At 71.7% G+C, this 23,477-nt stretch carries 19 protein-coding genes; 10 read left to right on the top strand and 9 right to left on the bottom strand.

Annotated elements, in window-relative coordinates; all coding sequences use genetic code 11:
- Positions 1-312 precede the first annotated feature (312 nt).
- From ABZ470_RS05760 to ABZ470_RS05745, 4 genes are all read right to left on the bottom strand, one after another.
- The gene (locus ABZ470_RS05760; protein ID WP_362910224.1) at positions 313-1,146 is read right to left on the bottom strand and encodes an aldo/keto reductase; all 834 of its coding nucleotides are present in this window, start codon (positions 1,144-1,146) and stop codon (positions 313-315) included.
- A 290-nt stretch (positions 1,147-1,436) separates the two neighbouring features.
- Positions 1,437-2,633: an MFS transporter gene (locus ABZ470_RS05755; RefSeq protein ID WP_362910222.1), complete on the bottom strand. Its 1,197-nt coding sequence runs from the start codon at positions 2,631-2,633 to the stop codon at positions 1,437-1,439.
- 102 nt (positions 2,634-2,735) lie between these two features.
- A complete protein-coding gene (locus ABZ470_RS05750; protein ID WP_362910220.1) occupies positions 2,736-3,557 on the bottom strand; it encodes an ATP-binding cassette domain-containing protein in 822 nt (273 codons plus the stop codon).
- A complete protein-coding gene (locus ABZ470_RS05745) occupies positions 3,554-4,258 on the bottom strand; it encodes an FCD domain-containing protein (RefSeq protein ID WP_362910218.1) in 705 nt (234 codons plus the stop codon). The genes ABZ470_RS05750 and ABZ470_RS05745 overlap by 4 nt, the downstream gene beginning before the upstream one ends.
- Positions 4,259-4,478: 220 nt before the next feature.
- On the opposite strand from ABZ470_RS05745, the gene ABZ470_RS05740 reads away from it, so the two are divergent.
- Complete coding sequence (locus ABZ470_RS05740) at positions 4,479-5,396, top strand: PfkB family carbohydrate kinase (protein WP_362910216.1); 918 nt, start codon at positions 4,479-4,481, stop codon at positions 5,394-5,396.
- Between the two features lies 1 nt (position 5,397).
- Here ABZ470_RS05740 and ABZ470_RS05735 read toward each other — a convergent pair whose 3' ends face one another.
- The 5 genes from ABZ470_RS05735 to ABZ470_RS05715 form a co-directional block, all read right to left on the bottom strand.
- Positions 5,398-6,138 carry an acetoacetate decarboxylase family protein gene (locus tag ABZ470_RS05735; RefSeq protein ID WP_362772587.1) on the bottom strand — a complete coding sequence of 247 codons (741 nt, stop codon included), beginning with the start codon at positions 6,136-6,138 and terminating at the stop codon, positions 5,398-5,400.
- Positions 6,123-7,253 carry a glycosyltransferase family 4 protein gene (locus ABZ470_RS05730; RefSeq protein WP_352009936.1) on the bottom strand — a complete coding sequence of 377 codons (1,131 nt, stop codon included), beginning with the start codon at positions 7,251-7,253 and terminating at the stop codon, positions 6,123-6,125. Before ABZ470_RS05730 ends, ABZ470_RS05735 begins: the two co-directional genes overlap by 16 nt.
- A gap of 49 nt (positions 7,254-7,302) precedes the next feature.
- Positions 7,303-9,216, bottom strand: a complete 1,914-nt coding sequence (locus tag ABZ470_RS05725) for an acyltransferase family protein (protein WP_362910214.1) — start codon at positions 9,214-9,216, stop codon at positions 7,303-7,305.
- A 244-nt stretch (positions 9,217-9,460) separates the two neighbouring features.
- Positions 9,461-11,158: an LCP family protein gene (locus ABZ470_RS05720; RefSeq protein ID WP_352009934.1), complete on the bottom strand. Its 1,698-nt coding sequence runs from the start codon at positions 11,156-11,158 to the stop codon at positions 9,461-9,463.
- 153 nt (positions 11,159-11,311) lie between these two features.
- Complete coding sequence (locus ABZ470_RS05715) at positions 11,312-12,769, bottom strand: phospholipid carrier-dependent glycosyltransferase (RefSeq protein WP_362910212.1); 1,458 nt, start codon at positions 12,767-12,769, stop codon at positions 11,312-11,314.
- A 102-nt stretch (positions 12,770-12,871) separates the two neighbouring features.
- Between ABZ470_RS05715 and ABZ470_RS05710 the strand changes: the two genes are divergently transcribed.
- From ABZ470_RS05710 to ABZ470_RS05670, 9 genes are all read left to right on the top strand, one after another.
- Positions 12,872-15,019: a hypothetical protein gene (locus ABZ470_RS05710; RefSeq protein WP_352009932.1), complete on the top strand. Its 2,148-nt coding sequence runs from the start codon at positions 12,872-12,874 to the stop codon at positions 15,017-15,019.
- 105 nt (positions 15,020-15,124) lie between these two features.
- Positions 15,125-16,132 (top strand): permease-like cell division protein FtsX, encoded by a 1,008-nt coding sequence (locus ABZ470_RS05705; RefSeq protein WP_362910209.1) that lies wholly within the window; start codon positions 15,125-15,127, stop codon positions 16,130-16,132.
- Between the two features lie 54 nt (positions 16,133-16,186).
- Complete coding sequence (locus ABZ470_RS05700) at positions 16,187-17,116, top strand: glycosyltransferase family 2 protein (RefSeq protein WP_352009930.1); 930 nt, start codon at positions 16,187-16,189, stop codon at positions 17,114-17,116.
- On the top strand, positions 17,117-18,193 hold the full coding sequence (locus ABZ470_RS05695) for a glycosyltransferase family 4 protein (RefSeq protein ID WP_352009929.1): 1,077 nt from the start codon (positions 17,117-17,119) through the stop codon (positions 18,191-18,193).
- Between the two features lie 86 nt (positions 18,194-18,279).
- Positions 18,280-19,119, top strand: coding sequence for a class I SAM-dependent methyltransferase (locus ABZ470_RS05690; RefSeq protein WP_362910206.1), 840 nt, complete (start codon positions 18,280-18,282; stop codon positions 19,117-19,119).
- Between the two features lie 29 nt (positions 19,120-19,148).
- Complete coding sequence (locus ABZ470_RS05685) at positions 19,149-20,075, top strand: lysylphosphatidylglycerol synthase transmembrane domain-containing protein (RefSeq protein WP_352009927.1); 927 nt, start codon at positions 19,149-19,151, stop codon at positions 20,073-20,075.
- A 91-nt stretch (positions 20,076-20,166) separates the two neighbouring features.
- Positions 20,167-21,288: a glycosyltransferase family 1 protein gene (locus tag ABZ470_RS05680; RefSeq protein ID WP_352009926.1), complete on the top strand. Its 1,122-nt coding sequence runs from the start codon at positions 20,167-20,169 to the stop codon at positions 21,286-21,288.
- 71 nt (positions 21,289-21,359) lie between these two features.
- Positions 21,360-22,454 carry an NDP-sugar synthase gene (locus tag ABZ470_RS05675; protein WP_362910204.1) on the top strand — a complete coding sequence of 365 codons (1,095 nt, stop codon included), beginning with the start codon at positions 21,360-21,362 and terminating at the stop codon, positions 22,452-22,454.
- A 69-nt stretch (positions 22,455-22,523) separates the two neighbouring features.
- Positions 22,524-23,360 (top strand): DNA-3-methyladenine glycosylase 2 family protein, encoded by an 837-nt coding sequence (locus ABZ470_RS05670; protein ID WP_362910202.1) that lies wholly within the window; start codon positions 22,524-22,526, stop codon positions 23,358-23,360.
- Positions 23,361-23,477 lie beyond the last annotated feature (117 nt).

Below are 23,477 nucleotides of genomic sequence, written 5' to 3'. Positions count from 1 at the left end.
GGGAAGCCCTGTTCCAAGCGGCCGGGTTGCCCGGCCTCTCCCGAGGGCGGGTTGCCGGGGCCTTGTCCTGAGGAGGCCGGGTGGGGGCACCTTGTGCCATGGACGGGGCCCGGGGCGACCGGAGGGGGTCGCGGTGGGGCGGACGGAGGGAGCCGTCGGCCTGGGCGCGCCGGGCGGAGGGTGTACTCGCTCACCTCGACCAGCCGCTGTTCCGGGTGCCGCTGCCGGTCGAGGTGGGCGAGACGCCGATGACGGCCGTCCGGGTCGGGCGGCCGCCATCGCTGTGGTCCGTGGACCAGTTCGTGAGAGGGACTAGGGAATCCAGTTGAAGGTGTCCGGGTCGGGGCCGACCCGCTCGCCGCGGTTGAGGGCGGAGATCGTGTTCATCTCCTCCTCGGAGAGCTCGAAGTCGAAGATGTCGAAGTTCTCCTGCATGCGCTCGCGCCTGAGCGACTTGGGGAAGACGATGTCGCCCCGCTGGATGTGCCAGCGCAGCGTCACCTGGGCGGGTGTCCTGCCGTGTCGTTCGGCGATCCGTACGATCGTCGGGTCGGTGAGCACCTTGCCCTGTGCGATCGGCGACCACGCCTCGGTGGCGATGTCGTGCTCGGCGTCGAACGCCCTGATGTCGTCCTGGGTGAGGTACGGATGCGCCTCGATCTGGTTGACCGCGGGCACGGTCTCGGTCTCCTCCAGGACCCTGCGCAGGTGGCTCACGTGGAAGTTGGAGACGCCGATGGCCCTGACACGCTCCGAACGGTAGATCTCCTCCAGGGCCCTCCAGGTCTCCACGAAGTCACCGACGGCGGGCAGCGGCCAGTGGATGAGGAACAGGTCCAGGTAGTCGAACCCCAGCTCCTCCAGCGTCCGGTCGAACGCCTTCAGGGCGTCGTCGTGGGCGTGGAAGCCGTTGTTCAGCTTGCTCGTGACGAACACCTCGCCCCGGTCGAGACCGGACGCCCTGACCGCCTCGCCGACCTGTGCCTCGTTGCCGTACATCTCGGCGGTGTCGATGTGCCGGAAGCCGACTTCGAGCGCGGACAGCACCGCCGCCTTCGTCTCGCCAGGTTTGACCTGGTAGGTCCCGAACCCCAGCTGCGGGATCTCGACGCCGTTGTTCAACCTGATGATGGGTACCGAAGTCATCCGATTTCCCCTTGATGTCTGTGTGTTGAGCCCCAAGCATGCCGGTACCCGGCTTTGTGCCGTTTAACAGGTGCCCCTCGACATCGCCGGCCGACATCGTGACCCCGCTGACCTGGAGAGAAGGGACAAATTTCCCTTATGGGGTGATAAGTGGTGAGAAGCGGGAAGGGGTGCGGCACCCAAGGGCGGGGAAGAGCCCCCGGGCCGCAAGGTCCGCCGAAGCCGTACGAGGGCGGCGCCGGTGGTCGTCCGGCCCGGGGGTTCCGCGCGCCTCGCGGCCTCTCCGGGGTTCACGCGGCGGCGTCCGCGGGCTCCGGGTCGGAACGGGGAGACGGGAGGGGGGCGGAGGGCTCGGGAAGCCTCAGTGCGATCAGGACGGCCACGGCCAGGACCGCGACGAGGCAGACCAGCACGGTGCGCACCCCCCAGGCGTCGGCCAGGGCGCCGAAGGCGGGGGAGAGCAGGCCGCCGACCGACAGGGTCAGCCCCAGGGTGAGCCCGCTGGCCGTTCCCACCCGGTTGGGAAGGTAGTCCTGAGCCAGGGTGACCTGGGCGGCGAAGGGCACGAACAGGGCGGTGCCGAACAGCGCCGTACAGCACAGCACCCCCGCCAGGCCGGGTGAGAACACGACGCCCGCCACCGCGAGCGCGGCCGTCAGATAACCGAGGCGGATCGTGCTCAGCCGTCCCCGTCGTTCGGCGAGCCATCCGCCCGCGAGGGTGCCGACCACGCCGCCCGCGGTGAAGACGGTGAGCGTGGCCGTCCCGGTGGCGGTCGAGACGTGGAAGCGGCCGATGACGTTCAGGGCGGCGAAGGAGCCCATGACGACATAGGGGATCGACCAGAAGACCGCCAGGGCCGACAGCCGGGCGAACGCCCGCCAGTCGTCGCGCCCCGTGGCCCCCTCCGCGCCCGCCGGGGTGGTCGCGGTTGCCGGGCCGGAGCCGGAGGCGCGCCGGGCCAGGAGGTAGCCGACTCCGGCCACCACGGCGGGCACGGCAAGCAGCCAGGTGCCCCGGGTTCCGGCGGCGTTGAGGACGAGGGCGACGAACAGCGGGGCGAGCGCGCCTCCCACGTTGCCGCCGACGGAGAAGACGCCCATCGAACGCGCGGAGCCGCCGCCGGCGATCCGTGCGGCCTTGGCCGCCGCGGGATGGTAGGCGGCGACGCCCAGGCCGGAGACCGCGATGGCGAGCCATGTCCACGCGTAGTCGTCGACCAGGCCGGACAGGCCGACCCCGACGCCGGCCGCGATCATGCCCACGGCGATCAGCCAGCTCATCCGGCGGCGGTCCACGGCCACGCCGAACAGCGGCTGCACGACGCTGGACAGCCCCGTGGCGGCCACGACGATCCCCGTGGCCAGCGCGTAGCTGTAGCCGCGCTCGGCCACCAGGAAGGGGAGCAGGGCGGGGACGGCGCCCTGGTACATGTCGTTGACCCCGTGGGTGACCGTGAGCAGCCCCAGGGCCCTGCGGTTCTTCACTCTCTCGTGCGTCCTTCTCGTGAAAGTCCGAGGACTGTCCTCAGACCTCAGACAACATAAGGTGTCGATCTTCCCTGGAGTTCCGGAACTCCAGGGAAGAGGTCAGGGGGTCGCCAGCAGGGTGGCGGCCTTGGCGCTCCAGCGGCCCTCGCTGCGGGTGATCCGCACCGGGTGGTCGAAGCACGCACTGATCAGGTCGGTGGTCAGGACGTCGTCAACCGGGCCGGAGGCCAGGCAGCGGCCCTTCCTGAGCAGCATCGCGTGAGTGGTGCTCGCGGGAAGCTCCTCCAGGTGGTGGGTGACCAGGACCGTGGCCAGCGAGGGATGCTCGTGCCTGAGCAGGTCGATGCTGCCGAGGAGCTGCTCGCGGGCGGCCAGGTCAAGGCCCGTCGCCGGCTCGTCGAACAGCAACAGCCGTGGCCGGGGCATCAGCGCCCTGGCGATCAGGGCCCGGCCACGCTCGCCCTGCGACAGCGTGGGCCAGCGCGCCTCACCCCTGGCGCCCATGCCCAGCAGCTCGATCAGGTGATCGGCGCGCTGGGTCTCCTCGGCGGTGGGCGCCCAGCGGGGCACGAGCGCGATGGTGTTCGTCAGGCCGGTCAGGACGACCTCCCTGACCCGCAGCGGGGAGTCGGGGGCGTGACGCGGGTCGACGTGACCCAGGTAGGAGCGCAGCTCCCGCATGTCGACCCGGCCCAGCCTGCGCCCGAGCACCTCGACGACGCCGCGGGTGGGGTGGGTGACCGCGCCCAGCAGGTTGAGCAGTGTGCTCTTGCCCGCGCCGTTGGCGCCGAGCAGGGCCCAGTGCTCACCCCGGTGCACGGTCAGGGAGATCTGCCGCAGCAGGTGGTTGCCGTCGCGCACGACGTCGACCTCCTGCGCGTGCAGGACGGGCCCGGTTTCCGAGGGCTGGGAGACGATCATCGGTCGGCCATCTCCGCCCTGATGAACGCCATGGTGCCCTCCAGGTTGTCGGCCGTGGCGGCCACCGCGGCCTCGGCGTCGCCGCGCGCCAGCGCCTCAAGCACGTCGGCGTGGGCGCACGAGACGTCGGGCAGGGCGGCCTCGTGGGTGACCATCTCGATCAGCGCCGCGCGCAGCACGGGGCGCACCACGTCGAACAGGCCGACGAGCACGGCGTTGCCGGACAGCTCCACGATCGCGTGGTGGAAGTCGAGGTCGGCGTCGACGAAGGCGGCAGGGTCACCGCCGACCCGCTCCTGGCGCTCGCGCAGCCTCGCCCTCAGCCGCTCGACGTCCTCGGGGCGGATGCGCCGCGCGGTGAGCCTGGCGGCCTCGACCTCAAGGGCCCTGCGCACCTCGTAGGCCTCAAGCAGCCGGGCCCGGCGCAGGAGCTGGCGCACGTCCGGCCCCTCGTGGGGGACCGCGGACAGGTCGGTGACGAACGTGCCCGAGCCGTGCCGTACGTCGACCAGACCGTCACGGGCCAGCAGGCGGATGGCCTCGCGCACCGAGGAACGGCCGACGCCGAGCTCCTCGGCGAGCCGCACCTCGCTGGGCAGCCGTTCACCGGCCTTCCAGCGCTGCTCCCTGAGCAGCTCGCGCAGCAGGCTCTCCAGTTGCGGCACGACGGGGCCGTGCCGCAGGCCGGGTGACTCGGCCATCTCCCACCTCCCATGGGCTCTCCTCGATGCGAGAACCCTAACAGGTCCTCAGACCTCTGAAGACCGACGAAGGTCCTCCGGGAGCCCGTGAAGGCTCCCAGGACCATAAGGCTCCCAGCACCCCTGGAGGTCAGAGCACGCGGAGATCACCGGCCGGTTGCTGTTGTGCTCCCTGGGAAGAGCGGGACGGGGAGAATCGCTAGAGTTCGAAAATCCGAACATGGCTCCATCGGCGTCCTACGGCGCCGCGAAAGGTTCCGGCGTGGACGTCTACACCCTCGGCGAGGCCTTCGCCATCGTCAGCAGCAGCCGGATCCGTCACGAGAACGAGGTCAGGCTGGACGTCACGGGATCGGAGTTCACCGTCGCGGTCGGCCTGGCCAGACTCGGCCACAAGGTCGCGTGGCTGGGCAAGGTGGGAGCGGACGAGCTGGGCCAGCGGGTGCTCACCGCGCTGCGCGGCGAGGGAGTGGACGTCTCCGACGCCAGGACCGAGGACGGCTCGGCGACCGGGATGATCCTGCGGGAGACCAGACCGGGGCAGGCGGCCAAGGTCACCCACTATCGGGCAGGCACCCGGCTCGCCCAGGGGAACGTTCCCATAGACCGCATCGCGGCCGTGCGCATCCTGCACGTCAGCGGGGTCACCGCCGCGCTGAGCGCGCGCGACGCCATGCAGGCCGCGGTACGGGCGGCGCAGGCGGCGGGGGTCGTCGTCTCGGTGGCCGTGGACTACCACGACCGGCTCTGGCCCGACCTGCGGGAGGCGGAGGAGGTCCTCGGCGCCCTGGCAGGCTCGGCCGACCTGCTGTTCGTACGGCAGAGCGAACTCGACCTGGTCAAACCCGCCCTCGGCGGCGGCAGGCAGGTCGTGGTGCTCAGGGGGACCAGGGGGGCGAGCGTGCGGGTGGACGGCGTCCGCCACGACGCCCCGGGCATCGTGGCGCCCGTGGTCGACCCCGGAGGGTGCGAGAACGCCTTCGTCGCGGGCTATCTCAGCGCCCTGCTCGACCGGCTGCACCCGACGGACAGGCTGCGCAGGGGCGCCCAGCTCGCGGCCTTCGCCGCGTCGAGCCCCAGCGACTGGCAGGGCCTGCCGACCCGCGCCGAACTGCCGCTCCTCGAACTGGAGGGCTGACCTACAACTGCTTGGCCTCGCCGAGCGTCATGGCCAGGTGGGAGACCGTACCGGTCAGCACAGCGCGCCTGGGCAGGCCGAGCTCGCTCAGCTCCTTGGCGATCGGGTGGTTGCCCAGGCGGATCAGCGCCCCGCCGAGGCGGGCCCGGACCCCGCGCAGGGTGGCCGACCAGGGGACACGGCGGGTGACACCGTCGAGCTGGCCGTAGGCCCTCGGCGGCGTGACCCTGCCCACGAAGGGGACGGCCGCCCCCGGCTTGACGAGCAGGTCGAGCACCAGGCGGCCGTCCCTGCGCACCACGCACCGCTTGTACGGCGAGGCCATCCGCAGGTCGATGTCGGCGACCTCCCGGGGGAAGCCCCAGATGGCGCGTCCCGCCTCCGCGGCGAATTCCCGGTCGGACGGCAGCCAGTGGACGAACGACCCCGCCCCGGCCCGGCGCAGCTCGGCGAGGTTGGCCCGCAGGCCACGAGCCCTGGGCGGCGGCCCGGCGTCGGGCGGCCTGGTCAGGAAGGAGACGGCGAACTCCCGGCAGGCCTCCAGGTCACCGTCGGCGTGTTCGGCGAACGCCAGTGTGCACAGGGCCCTGCCCGGCAGCACCTCGGCGACGTCGAACCCCGAGTAGGCGATCACGGCCCGGGCGGCGTCCGCTCTGACGAGATAGGAGGCCGCGCACGCCACCGCGTCGCGGACGCGGACGGGGGTGGATATCTCACGTCCCTGGATCAGATGGCGTGCCATGCCTCCAGTACACCAATCTCCACGGCGGACGTCACCGGTTTGCCGGCCCATTCCTCAAGGCGGCCGACGAACTCACCCGCGTGGTCGGGCCAGTGGTGCTCGTTCAGCGCCTGCTCGTACCCGCGCTTGCCCATCGCCGTGGCCCCGCCGGGGTCGTCCCGCAGCCCGAGCACGGCGTGCAGCGCCGCGTCCACGTCCCCGAACGGCACGACGACGCCGCAACCGACCCGCTCGACCATCGAGGCGGCGGCGGGCAACGGCGTCGTCACCACCGGGACACCCCTGGCCATGTACTCCACGACCTTGGTCGGCATCGACTGCCGGTAGTTGGGCACGTCGTGCAGCAGGGAGAGCCCGGCGATCGCCCCCTCGGCCATCCGCAGCGCGTGCTGGTTGGGCACGTAGCCGTACCAGTCGAGCACGCCCTCCCGCTGCGCGTCCCGCAGCAGCGGCCTGATCTCCTGGTCGGCCGCCCCGACCAGATCGGTCCTGATCCCGTGCGGCAGCAGCCGCCTGGCCAGCTCGACCAGCTCGACGGCCCCCCTGGCCGCCGACAGCTGGCCGACGTAGATCACCCGGTTCCCCCCGGGCGGGGCGGGCGGGCGCCGGGGCACGTAGGTGGTGTTGAGCACCACGGGATGGGGCCTGGAGAAGCGCTCCTGGTAGGCCTCCTCGGCCAGGATCAGGTGCATGCGCCGCTCGGCCCTGGCCTCGACCCCGCGCACCAGCGACGGCAGCGTACGGCGCAGCACCTCGGGCAGGTACGGCTTGGCCTCAAGGGCGGCGGCCGTGTCCTCGTGCACGTCCCACACGGTCGCGGGCCTGCGCCTGGGCAGCCGGAACAGCAACTCGATGTCGTGGACGATCAGCAGGTCGGCGCCCTCGATCCCGCGTTTGAGTGCCTTCCTGGCCGCCTTGAGCGCGCGCCTGCGGCGCCGCCCGGTCGCGCGGGGAACGTCGATCGCCCTGATCCCGGGATCGGGCGTGACGTTGCAGTCGGTGAAGGGCGCGACATAGGTGATGTCATGCCCGGCGTCGAGGAGCGCCCGGATCTGCCGATGCATGATCCGGGCGTCTTCGGGGTGATGGACGATCGTCCCGACACATACCCGCATATGCCGATGCTGAGTGCCCGTTCCGTCCTCACCGGATGCGTTGAGTGAACTACCGGGGAACGGCGGCTGAACTCTCCTTCGAGGAGGGCCTGCGGTACAGCCAGACCAGGCGGGGTTCGAGCAGCCATTTGAAGAGCGTGCGGGTCTGCGGCAGGCTCAGGATGATCGCCAGTACGAGCGAGCTCGACGCGATCGCCAGCACGCCGAGCGGGCCGTACAGCCAGGGGAAGCTCAGCCACTTCTGGTCCTTGGCGATGAGCACGACGACACCGTGCAGCAGGTAGGTGTAGAGCGTGCGGGTGCCCAGGTCGGAGAACCAGGTCTCGCGCCTCGGCACGAGCGCCAGCAGCGCGACCGAGAGCGCCAGGCCCGCCAGCAGCATGGCCGCGCGCACGCTCAGGCCCATCCACCAGCTGAGGTGCATGTACTTGAAGCTGTAGCGGTAGTAGACCGGGTCGAGGCCGACCCTGGGGGCGAGGTAGACGGCCACCGCGACGCCTCCGGCGACGACGAACCCGGCGGCGATCCGCACCCAGAACGGCTTGAGCAGGTCGAAGTGCTCGGGCTTGAGCAGCAGGCCGAGCACGTAGAACGGCAGCAGGCCGAAGAACCGGTCGAGGCTGAAGTCGCCGGATATCTCGGAGAAACCGGCCACCATGTATATGGTCACCGCGACCAGCAACGGCTGGCGCATCCGCGTCCAGATGGGGGTGGAGATCCGCCAGAGCACCAGCGCGACGAGATACCAGTTCAGCCAGGCCGGGTCGATGATCGTCAGGGTCCACTTCTGGCCGAGCGCGTAACGCAGCAGGGCGTAACCGATCTCGATGAACGCGTACGGCACCAGCATGGTGTCGACCAGCTTGTTGATCTTCGCGTTCGAGTTCCAGAAGTTGCGTCCCAGATAGCCGCTGATCAGCACGAACGCCGGCATGTGGAACGTGTAGATGAACAGGTAGGCGGCCCTGGAGGAGTGCGCGGCCAGGGTCGGCACCAGCGAGTGCCCGATGACCACCATGACGATCAGGACGAACTTGACGTTGTCGAGGTACGGCTCGCGCTTCTTCTTCGCCGGGGGAGCGGCGGGCTCCTCCTCGGCGTAGGCCCGCTGCTCCCACTCCAGGGCCGCCGGACCTCCGACGGGTGAGGGGGCGACGGCCGGTCCCGCGGCGTGCGCGCCGACGGGAACCGGGGCCCTCTGCTGCTCGGTGACCTGGGGGTGTTCGTCCAGGTAGGCAGGGATTCTGGGCCGGGCGTTCAGGTGCGAGGCCGCCCGTGAGCCCCGGCGGCGCGGCGTGGTCCGCTCGGGGAGCTCGGCGGGAGCCGGTGCGGTGTACCCGGCCTGCTCGGCGGGCGCGGGGGGTTCCTGAGACGGGACGGGGGAGGGGCGGTCCCAGGGGGAGACGGTCGCCTCTCCCCACGCGGAGGGCCGACGGTCGGCCTCCTGGGGCTCGGGCTGCTGCCGGGCGGAGTTCTCCCAGTAGGAGAAGGTCTCCGAGGAGGGGGGCTCGGACGGGGTGCCCGAGGTCCACGCCCGTGCCTGGGCCGCGCCGAACTCCTGAGCCCACCGCGCGTCCCGCTCCCGGGCCTCCGGCCTCTGAGAGGCGGGTTCCTGGGACGCGGTGGTGTGCGGGGGGTCGTGAGGGCTGGGGTAGGGGCTGCGCGCCTGCCGTGCGGCGGACGGTGCCGCGCCCGCCCCGGAGGTCTCCTCACTCCCGAACGCGGAGGAACCCTCCCAGTACGGCGTGCCCGTCTCCCCGCCGGGCGCGTTCTCCGGGTCCCGGTAGGCGGGGTAGCCCCACGCGGTCACCTCGCCCGCCCCCTCCGTGGGGTCGGGGGCCGGAGGCTGGGGCCACGGCGCCGCCCTTCCGTCCTGTCCGCCGGTTTGCCCGCCGCCTCCGGCGCCACTGGCGCCGTCGTCCCATGGGGCCGGTACCGGGGAAGAGGGTCGGGTGTCGCTCACGAGGAAAACGCTCAGCTATCTGTCGGAGACGGGGAAGCGGACCGGCGAGATCGCCCGGGACACGGACGGATGACGGAGTCGTCCACCGGTCGGACCACCATAAACGCTCTTGGACGCCCTGTCGCACGAGCTCGCCGCGTTTCACGGGGTTTCGTGACCGTCGGGGCGGCCCGGAGCTGGGAGAACAGCCCCGTTCCCGGAGGAACGGGGCACGGGGCGGCACCGGCGGTACCGGGGACAGGGCTCAGAGACAGGGGTTGGTGTTGGCGTCGACCACGTCGCCCTTGATGCTGTCCGGGATCTTGATGGGAGCGGCGACACCCTGCCAGTCGGCACCGATGACCAGCTGGATGACCGGCCCCTGGCCGTCCGTCGTGGTGGCCGGGGCGCTCGCCGTCGGCGTCGCGGTGGGCGCGGTCGAGGCCGTTCCCGTGGCCGACGGGACGTACGGCTCGCTGCCGCCCGGCTTGAGCTTGCCGCCCTCCGGCTTGACCTTCTCCTTGTTGAGGAGCTTGGCGGCCACCGGGGCGGCGTAGTCGGCGCCGTCCTGGGCGTTCCTGGCGTACAGGATGCGTGTCTTCGGCTGGTCGGCGCCGCTGGGCAGCCGCGCGTTGCCGACCTCGGTCACCGTGAAGCCCTGGGCGGCCAGCGCGTCGGCCACCTCCTGCGCCCTGCCGGCGACGCTGGTGCCGTTGAGCACCTGGACCCTGACCTGGGAGGGCTTGATCGCGGGTTTGGCGGGGGCCGAGGTCTGGCCTGGGCTGGCCGAGGGCTTCGGCGTGGCGGTCGGCTGCACCTCGATGTCGCTGCGGATCGCGGCGAAGAGCTGGTCGGCCTTCGGCTGGGCCCACTCGACCCGGCCGGGGTCGGGCGCGTACGGCTTCCAGGGGACGGTGACGGACTTCAGGCCCTTGGCGTTGAGGGAGGCCGCGCTCTGCGCGATCTCCAGGAGCCGTCCGGTGGTGAGGTTGCGGTCCATCGTCACCGAGGAGGTCGCGGCCTCAAGGAAACTGGTCAGCTTGCCGAGGTCGGTGAGCAGGTCGGAGCTGGTCGCCTTCTTCATCACCTGGGTGAGGAAGACCTGCTGGCGCTTGATGCGGCTGATGTCGCTGCCGTCGCCGAGCGTGTAGCGGGCACGGACGTAGGCCAGGGCGGTCTCGCCCTTGACGATGTGCTTGCCCTTCTTCAGTTCGAGCTTGGCCTTCTTGTCCGTGACGTCCTTGGGCAGGCAGATCTCGATGCCGCCGAGGGCGTCGATGATGCCCTTGAACCCGGAGAAGTCGACCTTGACGAAGTGGTTGATGTGGATGTCGGTCAGCGTCTCGATCGTCTTCCACGTGCAGGTGATGCCGCCGTCGTTGAAGGTCGCGTTGATCTGCCGGAGACCGGCGGGGATGATCGCCTTGGTCTTGGGGTTCTGGCACTCGGGCGCCTGGACCATCGAGTCGCGGGGGAAGCTGATCAGCGTCGCCTTGTCGCGGTTCGGGGAGATGTGCAGGAGGATGATCGTGTCGGTCCGCTCACCCGTTCCCTGCAGGTGCTGGCCGTACTTCTTGTTGCCCGCGCCGTCGCGGCTGTCGGAGCCGACGACGAGGACGTTGAGCGCGCCCGTCTCCGGCGGGCGGTCGGCGCCCAGCTTGCCCTCGACGTCCTCACGGGTGATGTTGCCCTCGATGTCCCGGTAGAACTTGTATCCGGTGAGGGTGCCGACCACCATGACGCCGGTCAGCGCGACGCTGACCCAGGCACCGACGCCGAGCTTGGCGGCCTTGCCGCCCGACCCTCTCGACCGGCCGCCGCCGTTCCTCCTGGGAGGTTCCTGGTAAAGAGGGGAGATCTCCTCAGGCGTCACGCCGTTCCCGGCCGCGCGCCTGGACGCCCTGCGCCCAAGGGCCGGCTGGGTGGTGTGATCGCTCATGGCGACGTGCCGCTGGTCGCTCATGCGATCTCCTTGCTCGGCGGCGACACCCGCTGTCTCGGCTCGCTCATAGCGCCCAAAGAGTAGGTCACGAAGTCGGCGTGGGGAGTCGTGATGGTACGAACTCAGCCATGATCTCCCCCGGGGACTGCGCGGTGATCCGGCCGCCCAGCATACTCAAATACGGACATTTCTTGGAATGTTACTGAAAGAAGGTTTACTTGCGGCGAAAGCCGCAGCAAGGCAGGCCAGTGGTACGGCGGGCAGTACGTAGCGGTAGTCGAACTCCGCCACCGCCGCGGGCATGACCAGCAACGTCACCGCCGTCGCCCAGGGCAGCACCCACACCGCCGGGACGGATCCGGCCGACCTGGCCCGCCGTACCCCCGCGACGACCGGCGGGAGGAGCAGGATCACCAGCAGCGCGGCGCCGGGCAGCGCGGCGACGCCCTGGTAGGCCCGCATCCAGCCCGCGTACGGCTCGACCACCTCGGTCTCGATCGGCCCCCGCTCGTAGAGCCGGGCGAAGGAGGCGCCGACCAGGGCCGGGTAACGTCCCGGCGGCTCGGGCGTCGCGGCCGGGAAGAGGTAGTGGTCGTAGATCTCCTGGTCGGGGTAGACGGGCCGGTCCAGCGTGAAGGAGCGACCGAGCTCCGTCAGGACCGAGCCCAGATAGTCCAGCGGCTGACTGCGGATGGCCAGCGAGGCGAACTCCCCGGCCAGCGCGTCGGTCTCCCGGGTGAAGGTGATGCCGGGCAGCCTGACCAGCGGGGAGTCCTGGCCCCAGAGATACTCCTGCGAGGGGGGCCGCGACGCGGGCGGCCGGGGGTCGCACAGGACGGCCAGTTCCGCCGACGGCCTCATCACCGCGCAGTCGGCGAACGTCATCGTCTTGGCGTACAGGAAGGCGCCGTTCGCGCCGACCAGGCCGATCCTGCCGGTGGTCGCGTGGAACCAGACGCCGTAACCCAGGATCGGCAAAGCCGCCGCGGCCAGCGTCACCGCCGCGACCGCCACCCGGCCCCGCTGCCGGTAGAGCAGCCACGCGCCCAGGAGCGCGACCAGCGGCAGCCCGACCGTCCTGGTCAGCGTCGCCGCCGCGACCAGCAGGCCGATCACGCACGCCCCGGCCATCCGCCCCCGCTGACTCCCGGGCTCCCGTACGGCCAGGCAGACGGCGGCCACCACGAGCGTCGTGAACAGCGTGTCGGAGACCAGCAGGTGCTCCAGCTCGATCTGGTAGGCGTCCAGCAGGACGGGGACGCAGGCGAGCGTCGCGGCCCAGGCGGGGGCGCGCAGCCGCCTGGCGGTGAGGTAGACCATCACGCCCGTCAGGAGCCCGAGCAGGTGCTGGACGCCCGCGACGAGGGCGAAGCTGTGCAGGGGCTCCAACAGCCGCAGGAACATCGAGTAGCCCGCCGGGCGCACCAGGTCGGGCCTGGGCCGCATCGCGGTGACCACGTAGGTGTAGGAGTCGGGGAACCACAGCGCGGGCCGGTAGCCGAGCATGGCGAGCGCCCGCAGGACGACCCCGAGACCGAGCACCACCAGGAACCACCGCTGCCTCAGCGGTTCCAGCGCGGCCCGCTCCGGCACCGGGAAGAGCCCCCTGCGCCCCCGCACCCACCCGACCACTACCGCCCCCTTCGCATGCTGCGCGTACGCTACCGGCTCGGCCCGCCCGTCGCGCGCCCCCGTCGCCGTCACGCGGCGGGGCCGCTACGCTCGGGGCCAGCCATGAGGATCGGCCCGTGGGACAGCGCGCGCGGACCCACGGCGGGCAGGGTGCTCGCCGTGCTCTCGGCCGTGCCCGCGCTCGTCCTGGCTGGCTGGCTGCTGGCCGGGTTCGCGCTGCTCATGCTGGGCTGGTTCAGGCCGGTCGCCGCGCTGCCGCTCGGCCTGCTGGTCGCGGCGCTGCTGTGCCGCTACGGCCTGCGCCGCCTGCCGGAGACGGTCGAGGCGACCGCCGGGCAGACGGCCGCGGTCGTCGCCGTCGCGGCCGGTTCCGCGATCTTCAACACCGTGTTCGGCAGCGAGCAGCTCATCGTCCGCCGTGACCCGGCGACCTACGCGCAGTACGCCGTCTGGCTGGCCGAACACGGCTCGCTGCCGATCCCGTACCAGGAGGCGGCCTTCGGCGGGGCCGACCCGGCGCTGGTCTTCGGCAGCATGGGCTTCTACGACTTCGGCGGCGTGGTCGTGCCGCAGTTCATGCCGGGGCCGCCGATGATCCAGGCGCTCGGCCACTGGCTGGGCGGACTGGGCGGCCTGCTGCTGGTCCCGCCGCTGCTCGGCGCCATGGCGGTGCTGGTCGTCGCCGGGCTCGTCGCCAGGTTCGTCGGCGCCCGCTGGGCGCCGCTGGCCGCCCTGGTGTTCGCGGTCAGCCTGCCGATCCTCTACACCTCGCGCACCACCTTCAGTGAGATCCCGTCCCTGATCATGCTCTTCGGCGGGCTCGTCCTGCTCCACGACGCACGGGCCAGGTTGCGCTCGGGCGTCATGGGGCTCGGCTACCTGCCACCGGTCCCCTCGGGGGAACGGCCGGGGCTGGTCCGCGCGGCCCAGGCCTACGGCGCCGTCGCGGGAGCCGACCTGGCGGGCCTGGTGTTCGGGCTGGCCGTGCTGGTCAGGATCGACGGCCTGCGCGACATCCTGCCCGTGCTCGCCTACGCCGGACTGCTGATCGCCATGCGCAGGGTCGGCGGCCGTCAGGAGGGACGGCTCGGCCTGCCGCTGCTGTGCGGGCTGGCCGTGGGAACCGGGGTCGGCCTGGCCGCCGCCTACTTCCTGTCCCGGCCGTACCTGACCTACCTGGGAGCCTCGGTCAGGCCGCTGCTGGCCATCTGCGGGGCGGTCCTGGCCCTCACCCTGGTGGCGGCGGCCCTGGCCCCGGTGCTCGCCCCGCCGCTGCGGCGGGCCGTACGGCTGCGCGGGCTTCCCGAGATCGCCGCGGGTCTGGTGGTGCTGGTCGTCGCGATCTTCGTGGCCCGGCCCTGGCTGCAGACCGTGACCCGCATCCCGGTGACCGCCGACGACGCGCTGAACGCCGCGTTCATCCAGCGAACCCAGGCGGACAACGGCCTGGCGGCCGACCCGACCCGGCTCTACTACGAGGAGTCGCTCTACTGGGTGATCTGGTACCTCGGCGTTCCCGCCGTCGCCCTGGCCACCATGGCCGCCGCCCTGCTGACGCGCAGGCTGGTCAGGCGGCGCGGGTTCGGCTGGCTGCTGCCGCTGGCCGTGATCGGCTGGACCACGGTCGCCACGCTGATACTGCCCTCCATCACCCCCGACCACCCGTGGGCCTCCCGGCGCCTGGTGCCCGTCGTCATCCCCGGCCTGGTGCTGCTGGCGGTCTGGGGGCTGCGCTGGGTCAGGGACAAGGCCCGCAGGCTCGGGTACGGCAGGCCCGTGCAACGCGGGCTGGTCGTCGCGGGCGTGCTGCTGCTGCTCGTGCCGCCCGTGGTCACCTCGGCGGGCGTCGCCTTCACCCCGGTCGAGCGCGGTGAGCGCGCCGCGGTCGAGGCGATGTGCGCGGCCCTGCCCGCCAACGCCTCCGTGCTGATCGTCGAACGGGTCACCGGTGACCGGTTCACCCAGGTCGTCAGGGGCACCTGCGGCGTGCCGACCGCCAAGGTCTTCCACCGGCAGGGCGCGGACATCCCCATCCCCTCCGACGTCAACCGCCTGGTCGGCCGCGTCCGGGCGGCGGGCCGGGTGCCCGTCCTGCTCGCGGTCAGGGCCGACCAGCTCGCTCCGTACGGCGATCCGGTCCAGGTGATGAAGCTGCGGGCCCGTCAGGACGAGCGTTCCCTCGTCGAGCCGCCGAACGGCACCTGGTCGATGGCCGTGGACGTCTGGATGACCGTCCCGCCCGCCTCCTGAAGGCCCGTAGGTAACGGTTTCGCCCGCCGGGGACCACCTCGTCAAGCGGTGATCGAATCCGTGATATCCATTCATGGCTGTTGTGAAGGACATCTGGTTATCGCGGTGGGTGACGCATTGGACACGATTGTTCCCGGGAGCGGGTCCGGTGGCTCGCGGAGACGGGCACGGGCCCGCCGCGCTGTACTGAGCGGGGTCGCGGCCGTGGCCGTACTGCCGGTGCTCCCGCCGACGGCCGCGCAGGCGGCGCCGTCCCCCAAGGCTCCGTCCCCCGAGGCGTCGGCTGCCAGGGCGTCGGCTCCCCGGGCGGAGTCCCCGCAGGGACGCTCCCCCAAGGCCGCGACTCCCACGGCACGGCCTCCCAAGGCCCCGGCCCTCAAGGCGCCGTCCCTCACGACGGGGTCCTCCGCGACCGGCCAGAAGTTCTCCCCGCCGCCCGCCGGTCCCTGGCCGAAGGGCGGGACGTTCTCCGTCTTCCTGTGCTGGGACGACGCCCCGTGGGAGAACTGCCACGGCAGGGCCGTGACCGCCGAGCAACGGCGCGCTCTCGGGGAGAGGCTGCGGGCGATGCCCCAGGTGAAGGACGTGCGGTTCGTCTCCCGCCAGGAGGCCCTGGCGGACTACCGCAGGGCCTACGCGGGGGACGAGGTCATGCTCTCCGTCCTCAAGGCCGGGGACCTGCCGGAGTCGTTCGTCGGGACACTCCGTGACCGGGCCGACATCGCCCCCTTCCCCGCCGCGCTCAACCGGGCTCCGGGCGTCGCCAACGCCGGTGCCTTCGGCCACCCCTTCTGGCGGTACAAGGCCGACGCCTACCTCACGCTGTGCGGGGCGGACGACTGCGCGGGACGCGGCCGGGCCACCTCCCAGGAGAGGAAGGCCGTCGAGGCGAGGCTGGCGGGCATGGAGGAGGTCGAGCACGTCTACGTCGAGGACGCCGCCCACGCCCGGCGCGTTCTGTCCTTCATGTGGGCAGGGCGCCTGCCCGACTCGGCGACCGTGTCCGAGGGATACTTTGTAAAGCTCGCCGACCCGACGGACGCCCGGTCATTCGCCGCGACGATGGAGGGACTGCCGGGCGTCGGCGGCGCCGGTGTCGTGGAGACAGGCTGAGTCGGACGGCGAAGTGCACTCGCCTCCCAGCCGGGCAGAGTATCCTCGCCCGTCGTGAGCACGCCCGAGACGCCGAAGAGTGGAACCGCCGTGGACGCAACACCGTACGTCACAATCGTCCTGCCCTGTTACAACGAGCAGAACCACGTCATCGACGAGGTCGAGCGCATCTGCCGGGCGATGGACGACAGCGGTTACACCTACGAGCTCGTGGCCGTCGACGACTTCTCGACCGACGCGACCCTGGCCAGGCTGCACGAGGCCGCGCCGCGTTTCCCCAACATGCGGGTGCGGGCCTTCCACCGCAACGGCGGCTCGGGCACCGTGCGCAGGATCGGCACGCAGGAGGCCAGGGGCGAGATCGTCGTGTGGACCGACGCGGACATGACCTACCCGAACGAGCGCATCCCCGAGCTGGTGGCGATCCTGGACAAGGACGCGGCGATCGACCAGGTCGTGGGCGCGCGGACCACCGAGGAGGGCTCGCACAAGTTCCTGCGGGTGCCCGCCAAGTGGTTCATCCGCAAGGTGGCCGAGCGGCTCGCCGGGCAGAAGATCCCCGACCTGAACAGCGGGCTTCGGGCCTTCCGCAAGTCGGTGGCCAAGCCGTACCTGCGGCTGCTGCCTCCCGGTTTCTCCTGCGTCACCACGATCACGCTGTCGTTCCTGTCGAACCAGCACGACGTCTACTATCTGCCGATCGAGTACAGCAAGCGGGCGGGCACGTCGAAGTTCAGCTTCGTCTCCGACGCCTACCGCTACATCCTGCAGGTGCTGCGGATGGTCATGTACTTCAACCCGCTCAAGGTCCTCATGCCGCCCGCGCTGTGGCTGGTCGGCATCGGCCTGGTCAAGGGCGTGGTCGACATGATCCGCTACGGGTTCTACCTGACCAGCAACACCATCGTCATCTTCCTGTCCGGTCTGCTCATCGGCTCGCTCGCGCTGCTGGCCGACCTCATCGTGCGCTCCAGGAGCGAGTAGATGCGCGTCGCGATCGTCGGGCCCGCCCACCCCTACAAGGGCGGCGGGGTCGCGCACACCACGGAACTGGCCCACCGTCTGCGGGCGGCCGGGCATGACGTGCTGATCGAGTCGTGGCGGGCGCAGTACCCCTCCTTCCTCTACCCGGGCACCCAGACCGTGGACACCCCCGACGGCGCCCCCTTCCCCAACGTCCTGCGCGACCTCGACTGGCGTCGTCCCGACGGCTGGGTGCGCGCGGGGCGCCGCCTGGCGGGGGCCGACCTGGTGATCCTCGTCGTGCTCAGCCCGGTGCAGGTGCCCGCCTACCTGGGCATCCTGTACGGCCTGCGGCGCCGTACCCGGGTCGTCGCGCTGTGCCACAACGTGCTGCCCCACGAGCGCAAGCCGTACGACGTGCCGTTGATGCGGGCGCTGCTGCGCAGGGTCGACGGGGTGCTGGCCCACTCGCGGGCGCAGGGGGACCTGGCCCGAGGGCTGACGCCCGCTCCGGTGACGGTGGCCGAGATGGCGCCGCACCTGCCCGCAGCCCTGCGCGGACGTGCCCGGGGGGCGGGTGAGGAGGTGGCCGGGCGGCTGCTGTTCTTCGGCCTGGTCCGTCCGTACAAGGGGCTCGACGTGCTGATCAGGGCGCTGCCCGAAGGGGTCTCGCTGCGTGTCGCCGGAGAGTTCTGGGGAGGTCTCGACGAGACGAAGGCGTTGGTCGCGCAGCTCGGGCTGACCGACCGGGTCGAACTGCGACCGGGTTACGTGGCCGACACCGAGGTGCCGGAGCTGTTCGCCGACGTGGACGCGCTGGTCCTGCCCTACCGCGGCGGTACGGCCAGCCAGCAGGTGTGGCTCGGTCACGAACAGGGCGTGCCGGTGATCGCCAGCCGGGTGGGGACGCTCGGTGACCACGTGACCGACGGCGTGGACGGCCTGCTGGTCGAGCCGGGCTCGGTGGAGTCCCTGCGGGCCGCGCTTGAGGCCTTCTACCGGCCGGGAGAGCCGCAACGGCTGCGGTCCGGGGTCAAGCCGGTCGACCCCGAACCCTACTGGGACGCCTACCTGGCGGCTCTGGTCGGTGACCGGTAAGGGACACGGCACGCCGGTACGCTTGGGCCGCGCGCCCCGGCGGGCAGGGGCGGGCCGTGATGGCGACGAGGAACGGTGAACGGACGATGAGCGGCGAGCGGGTTGCGCAGCTGGAGTACTCCGAGTTCCAGGCGGCCATGCTGGACGAGGAGAAACGCCGCCGCAAGGCCGCGAAGATCGTGGCGGTGCTCGGCCACTTCCTCGGCAGGAGGGAGCGGGTCCTCGAAGGGCTGACGGTCGCCGACATCGGCTGTTCGGCCGGGTTCATCGCCGACGAGCTGGCGGCGGCGGGCGCGCGGCGGACGTTCGGCGTGGACATCGACGTGCCGGGCCTGCGCAAGGCCTCGGCGCGGTTCGGTGAGCGGGTCAGCTTCGTCTGCGCCGACGGTACGGCGCTGCCCTTCCCCGACGACTCCATCGACGTGCTGGTCTTCAACCACATCTACGAGCACGTGGTGGACCCTGACGCGATCATGGCGGAGATGCGCCGGGTGCTGGCCCCCGACGGCGTGCTCTACCTGGGCCTGGGCAACCGGCTCGGGGTGATGGAGCCGCACTACAAGCTGCCGTTCCTGTCCTATCTACCGCCCGCGCTCGCCGACCGTTACGTGCGCTTGTCCGGGCGGGCCGACAGCTACTACGAGCGCTACCGGACCCGCAGGGGGCTGCGCCGGATGGTCAGGGGGCTACGGGTGTGGGACTACACCTTCCCGGTGCTGGCCACCCCGGCGGAGTTCGCCGGGTCCGAGCTGTTCCCCGGCGCGGTCGGCCGGGCCGCGGAGGGTGTCCTGTCCCGGCTGCCCCGGCCGGTGCTCGGCGCGCTGCTGCCGGTCGTGCCGACCTACCTGTGGGTGGCGACCAAGGGGCGACGCCGTCCCGCGGGGGCCGCCCTGCCGCAGCCGCCGGAGCCGGTGCTCCCTCTGTGAGACCCCTGTGAGATTGGAACCGTGAGAGCGTGAAACGCCTGGTCCGGATCGCGTTCCTGGTCGTCGCGCTCGGCTTCGGCGCGTGGGCGGTCGCCCGGCAGTGGGACGACATCCGCGCCGGGTTCGCCCGGCTCTCCTGGCCCGGCCTGGTCCTGTCGCTGCTGGCCGTCATCGCCGCGCTGGGCGGCGGGATGATGACGTGGCGGGCGCTGCTGGCCGACCTCGGCTCGCCGCTGCCGTTCCGCCCCGCCGCGAAGGTCTTCTTCGTCGGCCAGCTCGGCAAGTACATCCCCGGCTCGCTGTGGCCGGTCCTGGCCCAGATGGAGATGGGCAGGGAACTCGGCGTGCCCAGGTCGCGCAGCGCGGCGGCGTTCTTCCTGACGATGCCGGTGCAGCTGGGCAGCGGGCTGGTGGTCTCGGGGGTGACGCTGCTGGCCGCCATGCCGGGTTCGGCGGCGCCGTACGCCTGGGTGTTCCTGCTGATCCCGGTGCTCGCGGTGGCCTTCGAGCCCCGGGTGGTCAACGCGGTCCTCGGGTTCGGGCTGCGGAAGCTGGGGCGTGAGCCGCTCGAACGCCCGCTCACCCGCGGGGGCATGCTCACCGCGCTCGGCTGGGCGCTGCTCGGCTGGACCGCCTACGGCCTGCACCTGGCCGCCGTCGTCCGTGACTTCGGCCCCTCCGGGCTTTCCGCGATCGTCTTCTCCATCGGGGCGTTCGCGCTCTCCTGGTGTCTGGGCATCATGACGTTCGTGGTCCCGGCGGGGGCGGGGGTGCGCGAGGTGGCCATGGTCGCGGTGCTGGCCCCGGTGCTGAGCCAGGGACAGGCGATCACGGTGGCGCTCTGCTCCAGAATCGTGATCGTTGTCGGTGACCTTGTTTGCGCCGGTGCGGCCGGGATCGCGGCCCGTCGTGACGTCGGTCCCACGCACGATCAAACAACGGGAAAACCCGTGTGATATACCCCACGTTTTCGAAGACGCTCGCAATAGAGTGAGGGGGAAATGGGAGAAGGAGCCCGCGCTGACCCTTGAGGGGGAGTGATCGTTCTTGACGCCCCGAGTGCTCGTCGACGCGGCCGCGGTTCCGGCTGACCGTGGTGCTCTGATCAGATATGTCGACGGACTTCTCGCCGCGCTTGACCGGGCGGGAGCCGACCTGGCGATCGTGTGCCAACGCGCCGACGCCGAACGTTACGCCGGGCTCGCCCCTTCGGCCAGGATCGTTCCAGGTCCGCTCGGCATCGCCAACCGGGCCGCCAGGATCGCCTGGGAGCAGACCGGGCTGCCGGTCGTCGCCCAGCAGGTGGGCGCCCAGGTGATCCACGCCCCCTACTACTCGATGCCGCTGCGTTCCGGGCTGCCCGCCGTGGTGACCGTGCACGACGTCACGTGGTTCACCGAGGCCTCCCAGCACGACACGGTCAGGGCCTCCTTCTTCCGCTCGGCGACCCGCACCGCCGTACGGCACGCCGCGCGGGTCGTCGTCCCCTCTAAGGCGACGAGGGACGAGCTGGTCAGGGTGCTGACCGCCGACCCGACGAGGATCGACGTGGCCTACCACGGGGTCGATCCCCGGCTGTTCCACCGGCCCTCGGAGCGGGAGCTGGCGCACGCGGCCGACCGGCTCGGGCTGCACGGCACGCCGTACGTTGCCTTTCTCGGCCCGATGGAGCCGCGCAAGAACCTGCCGAACCTGATCAGGGGGTTCGCCAGGGCGGTGCGCGAGCTGCCCTCGCCGCCCGCGCTGGTGCTGGCGGGCGGGGTCCACGAGGCCGACGTGGACGCCGCGATCGACGAGGTGCCCTCGGACGTCAGGGTCGTCCGTCCCGGCTTCCTGGCCTTCTCCGACCTGTCCGGCTTCCTCGGCGGCGCGCTGGTGGCGGCCTTCCCCTCCCGGGGGGAGGGCTTCGGGCTTCCCGTCCTTGAGGCCATGGCCTGCGGCACACCGGTGCTGACCACGCACCGGACCTCGCTGCCCGAGGTCGGTGGGGACGCGGTCGCCTACACCGAGCCCGACGAGGCCAGCATCGCCGACGCGCTGCGTTCGCTGCTGACCTCGCCGGAGCGCCGCGCGGCGCTTTCCGAGGCGGGGCACTCCAGGGCGAAGGAGTTCACCTGGGACGCCTCGGCCGAGGCCCATCTGTTGTCCTATCAGCGTGCGCTCGATTAGCGAAAGAATCGATCTTCCATCGGTTAATGGGCTATTCAGCACGCCGTTGAACGGTGAGCTAATCTCGCGGGATGATGGAGACCTCTTTGTCGGATCTTGAGGCGATTCTTCTTGTCGGAGGACAAGGAACGCGACTGCGTCCGCTTACCCTGGGCACCCCGAAGCCGCTGCTGCCCACGGCGGGGGTCCCCTTCCTGGCGCACCAGCTGGCGCGGGCCCGTTCGTTCGGGGTACGGCGCATCGTGTTCGCCACCTCCTACCGGGCCGAGATGTTCTCCGAGGCGTTCGGGGACGGCTCGGCGTTCGGGCTCTCGCTGGAGTACATGACGGAGGAGACGCCGCTGGGCACCGGCGGCGCCATCAGGAACGCCGCCGACGCGCTGACCTGCGGCCCGGACGCCCCGGTGCTGGTGCTCAACGGCGACATCCTGTCCGGCCACGACATCGGAGACCAGGTCGCCAGGCACATCGCCAGACAGGCCGCGGTGACGTTGCACCTGACCGAGGTCGAGGACCCCTCGCGGTTCGGCTGCGTGCCGACCGACGGGGACGGCCGGGTGACCGCGTTCCTGGAGAAGACACCGAACCCGGTCACCAACCGGATCAACGCGGGCTGCTACGTCTTCACCCGCTCGGTGATCGACACCATCCCGGCGGGGGAGGTCGTCTCCGTCGAACGGGAGACCTTCCCCGGCCTCATCGAGGACGGCGCCCTGGTGCTCGGCTACGCCGACGCCTCCTACTGGCTGGACGTGGGCACCCCCGCCGCGTTCGTCCAGGGTTCCCGCGACCTGGTCCTGGGCCGGCTGGCCTCCCCGGCCCTGCCCGGGCCGACCGGTGACCTGCTGGCGCTGCCCGGCGCCGTGGTCGACGCGGGGGCGAAGGTGGACGGCGGTTCCGTCGTCGGCGCCCGCGCGGTCGTCGAGGCGGGGGCGCAGGTCTCCGGCAGCGTGCTCGGCGACGACTGCGTGATCCGCGCCGGGGCGTCGGTGACCGACTCGGTCGTGGGCATCGGGGCCAGGGTCGAGCCGGGCGCGGTCCTGCGGGACGTGGTCGTCGGTGACGGCGCCGTCGTCGGGCCGGGCAACGAACTGCTCGCGGGCAGCCGGGTCTGGCCGGGTGTCGTGCTGCCCGAGTGCGCCATCCGTTTCTCCAGCGACCGCTGACCCTCTCCCTTGGCGGAAAGACGGTGGCGGCCGGACCGGCCGCTCGATCTCAGGGCGACTCTGCGTCCGTTGCGGCACGGTCCCGGGGACCCCGCCTGGCGGCACACCCCCGACGGGGCGTTCTGGCGCACCTGCGCCACCCCCGACGGACCGGGCACGCTGCGGGTCGCCGTCGCCGACGGCCGCGTCACCGGTGCGGCGTGGGGTCCCGGAGCCGGATGGCTGCTGGAGACGCTGCCCGCGCTGCTCGGCGAGGACGACGACGTCTCGGGCTTCGTCCCGGAGCACGAGGTGGTACGGCGCGCGGCGAAACGGCACGAAGGGCTCAGGATCGGACGGACCTTCCGGGTCTTCGAGTCCCTGGTGCCCGCCGTACTGGAGCAGAAGGTGGTCAGTGAGGAGGGCTGGCGGGCGTGGCGGTGGCTGCTGTACCACTACGGTGAGCCGGCTCCGGGGCCCGCGCCCGAGGGGATGCGGGTCTTTCCCGGACCTGAGGTGTGCCGGTCGATCCCCTCGTGGGACTGGCACCGGGCGGGGGCCGAGGCCGTACGGGCCAGGACGATCGTGAACGCCGCCCGGTACGCCGCGAGGCTGGAGGCGGCGGGGGACAGCGCCGCCACCGATCTGCTGCTGCGGGCGCTGCCGGGGATCGGGGTGTGGACGTCGGCCGAGGTGCGCCAGCGCTCACACGGTGACGCGGACGCGCTCTCCGTCGGCGACTATCACCTGTCGTCGCTGGTCGGCTGGGCGCTGACGGGGCGGCGGACCGACGACGCGGGGATGTTGCGGCTGCTCGCCCCCTACCTGGGGCATCGTCACCGGGTCAGCAGGTTGCTGAGGTCGGACGGCGAACGCCCGCCCGCACGGGGGCCGAGGGCACGGGTGCGGGACTACCGATCCTTCTGACGGGGAGCCTTCTCCTGGACGTGGCAGGGTCGTCGTCGCGCCAGTCACGGCCGTCACGGGTGTCGGTGCCTATCAGCGGGGCCAGCGCGGACACGGCGAGCAGGGCGAGGAGGAACC

This window comes from Streptosporangium sp. NPDC020072 (genome assembly GCF_040631445.1).
In the GTDB taxonomy this organism is placed as follows: Bacteria; Actinomycetota; Actinomycetes; order Streptosporangiales; family Streptosporangiaceae; genus Streptosporangium.
This window is presented reverse-complemented; position numbering and strand designations above follow the sequence as displayed.